The sequence below is a fragment of the Streptomyces ureilyticus genome (assembly GCF_011045025.1).
GTDB classification, from domain to species: Bacteria; Actinomycetota; Actinomycetes; order Streptomycetales; family Streptomycetaceae; genus Streptomyces; species Streptomyces ureilyticus.
Window position 1 is genome coordinate 1 of the sequence record NZ_JAAKZX010000399.1, and the last position, 3,240, is coordinate 3,240.

Consider the following 3,240-nt stretch of genomic DNA (forward strand, 5'->3'; position numbering starts at 1 on the left):
GGGAGCGGATGGGGACCGGGACGAGCGGGAGCGGAGGGGTGGTCGCTCGCCTTCGTGAGCGGAGGGTGGCCGCTCGTCTCGCTTGCTCGCATTTTTGGTATACCAAACTTGCGTTATGGTCCCGCCGTCAACGACACCCGGCAATGTCCATACGGTTACAGCTCGGTAAAACAGCCCCCGGTTCGGTGAAGATGGAGCCATGACGACGGTGGAACCGCTGGGGGCGGTGCGTGAGCGAGTCCTCGCCACGCTGCGGCAGGAGATCATCACCGGGCGGCTGCGACCCGGCGACCGGCTGGTCGAGCGCGAACTGGCCGACCGCTTCGGGGTCTCCCGTGTCCCGGTCCGCGAGGCCATTCGCGCCCTGGTCGCCGAGGGCTTCGTCCACTTCGAGACCCCGCGCCGCACCGTCGTACGCCCGCTGACCCCGACGGACGTCAAGGAACTCTTCGAGCTCCGCGAGGCCCTGGAGGTGTACGCCACCGGGCTCGCGGCCCAGCGCGCGACCCGGGCCGACCTCGCCGAACTGGAGGAACTCCTCGACCGCGCGGCCACCGCGACCCGGGCCGAGGACGCGGAGGCGATCCCCGAGATCAACACCCGCTTCCACGACCGCATCCTGTCGATGGCCGACAACGGCCTGCTCATCTCGGTCATGGAACCGGTCGCCGGCCGCGTACGGTGGCTCACCCACCAGAACGAGGAGTGGCCCCAACTCCTCGTGGAACACCGCGAGTTGTACGCCGCCATCGCCTCCGGCGACCCGGAACGCGCCCGCGCCCACGCCCTCGCACACGTCCAGGCCAACTACCGCTCTACGGTGCGGCAGCTCTTCGGCGACGCCGAGGCCGGCTCCTGGGCCGACGCTGGAGGACATGGGTGAACGGGACGGTGCGCGTTTGGCGTCAGCGGGACGCCGCGTGCCGGTCTGTCGCGTGCCGGTCTGTCCCGTGCCCGTCTGTCGCGTACCGGTCCGTCGTCGCGACGAGCGCGTCCACGGCGTCCGCCGCTCCCGCGTTGTGGCCCACGTCGTCGATCATGATCAATTCGCTTCCGGGCCAGGCGTGGTGGAGCCGCCAGACGGTGCCGAGGAGGTTGCCGGGGTCGAGGCTGCCCTGGACCAGGGTGCCGGGGATGTCCTTGAGGCGGGGGGCGTCGCGGAGGACCACTCCCTCCTCGTTGCCCTCGCCGAGGAAGTGGTCGTTGCCCCAGTAGTGCGTGACCGTGCGGGCGAAGCCCATGCGGAACACGGGGTCCTCGTAGCGGGGGATCGAACGCGGCGGGGCGGGAGCCATGGCCGTTTCCCAGTCGGTCCAGGCCCGTGCCGCCCGCGCCCGTATCTCGGGGTCGGGCGACTCGATCAACCGGTTGTACGCCGCCGCCAGATTCCCTTCGAGCTTGTCCTCGTCCTCGGGCAGCTCCGCGAGGAACCGCTCGAAGGCCTCGGGGAAGAACTGCCCGAGCCCTCTGGTCATCAGGGCCACTTCACGGCTGGCACCGGTCGCGACCGCCGTCAGCACCAGCTCGGAGACGGCACCCGGGTGCGTCTGCGCGTACCGCAGCCCGAGCACCGACCCCCACGACACGCCCCACACCAGCCATCGCTCGATACCGAGGTGAGCTCGGAGCAGCTCCAGGTCGGCGATGATGTGCGCCGTCGTATTGACGCTCATGTCGGTGTCGTACGCGCTCGCGTGCGGCGTCGAGCGTCCGCAGCCTCGCTGGTCGAGGAGGACGATGCGGTACGCGGCCGGGTCGAAGTACCGCCGGAAGAAGGGGTTGCTCCGGGAACCGGGTCCGCCGTGCAGCACCACCGCGGGCTTGCCGCGCGAATTGCCGCACACCTCCCAGTAGACGTGGTTGCCGTCGCCGACGTCGAGCATGCCGTGGTCGTACGGTTCGATCTCCGGATAAAGGGGCATCGGGCGACCCTAGCCCGCATACGGCCTGGTCGGAAGCCCTGCCGCCTCCGCTGCGGTACGCAGCACACCCCGCAGCATTTCGGGGGTGAGGCGCCTGGTGAAGGTGTTGCGCTGGCTTACGTGGAAGCAGCCGAAGAGTTCCAGCGGGTTGTTGGCCGGGCTGCCGCTGTGGCTCTGGCTCTGGCTCTGGCTCTGGCTCTGGCTCTGGCTCTGGCTCTCCAGGGTGATACGCGCGCCGTGGGAGAAGGCCGGCCGGGGTCGGGGCACCGTCCAGCCCGCCTCGGCGAACGCGGGCAGCGCGGCCTGCCACCCGAAGGCCCCGAGCACCACGACCGCCCGGAGGGTGGGCCTGAGCAGCTTCAGCTCGCTCACCAGCCAGGGGCGGCAGGTGTCGCGCTCCTCGGGCGTCGGCTTGTTGGCGGGCGGCGCGCAGTGCACGGGTGCGGTGATCCGTACGCCGTACAGGGTCAGCCCGTCGTCCACGCTCACGGACGTGGGCTGCGACGCCAGCCCCACCTCGTGCAACGCCTCATACAGCACGTCCCCGGAACGGTCCCCGGTGAACATCCGCCCGGTCCGGTTCCCACCGTGCGCCGCGGGCGCGAGCCCGATGACGAGCAGCGAGGCGTCCGGTGGTCCGAAGCCCGGCACCGGCCGGCCCCAGTACGTCCACTCCGCGAAGGCGGCGCGCTTGGTACGGGCCACTTCCTCACGCCAGTCGACCAGCCGCGGGCAGGCCCGGCAGCCGGAGACCCGCTCGTCCAGCGCGGCCAGGCTGTTGTTCATGCCCACAACGGTATGCCTGGATGCAGGCCCGGGATGCGGGCATGAGGTGGGGTGGAAAACGGCTCCGGCGATCCGCTTCCCGAGGACTAAGGTCGAAGCATGGCTTCAGGGACTCAGAGGAACGGCACGGACAGCGATAGCGGTGCCGACGAGCGCGCGTCCGGCTCGGCGGAGGCCGTGGCCGCCGCGAAGGCCGCCGCCCCCGCGAACGGTGAGACCGTCCGCGTCGACAGCTGGATCTGGTCCGTACGTCTCGTCAAGACCCGCTCGATGGGCGCCACCGCCTGTCGCGGTGGCCACGTTCGCGTGAACGGCGAACGCGTCAAGCCCGCACACGCCCTCCGCGTCGGCGACGAGGTCCGCCTGCGCCACGGCGGCCGCGAACGGGTCGTCGTCGTCAAGCGCCTGATCCGCAAACGAGTCGGAGCCCCTGCGGCGCCGACACACGCAGCGGCAGCGGATCCGGAGGGGCTGATCCGCGCCATGCCCGGCTGGGAGATCAATTTCGCCGGCCATACGCTCGTCCTGGGTG

Annotated in this window: 4 protein-coding genes; 2 read left to right on the forward strand and 2 right to left on the reverse strand. The window is 70.7% G+C overall.

Features of this window, described 5'->3' with window-relative positions:
• Positions 1-199: 199 nt before the first annotated feature.
• Positions 200-883 (forward strand): GntR family transcriptional regulator, encoded by a 684-nt coding sequence (locus G6048_RS47380; protein WP_165345802.1) that lies wholly within the window; start codon positions 200-202, stop codon positions 881-883.
• A gap of 22 nt (positions 884-905) precedes the next feature.
• Here the strand turns inward: G6048_RS47380 and pip are convergent, their stop codons facing one another.
• A complete protein-coding gene (pip, locus tag G6048_RS47385; protein WP_165345803.1) occupies positions 906-1,922 on the reverse strand; it encodes a prolyl aminopeptidase in 1,017 nt (338 codons plus the stop codon).
• 9 nt (positions 1,923-1,931) lie between these two features.
• Positions 1,932-2,708 (reverse strand): uracil-DNA glycosylase, encoded by a 777-nt coding sequence (locus G6048_RS47390; protein WP_206343014.1) that lies wholly within the window; start codon positions 2,706-2,708, stop codon positions 1,932-1,934.
• A 99-nt stretch (positions 2,709-2,807) separates the two neighbouring features.
• On the opposite strand from G6048_RS47390, the gene G6048_RS47395 reads away from it, so the two are divergent.
• Positions 2,808-3,240, forward strand: a 433-nt coding sequence (locus G6048_RS47395; RefSeq protein ID WP_235991138.1) for an RNA-binding S4 domain-containing protein, incomplete at its 3' end; no start/stop codon positions are given.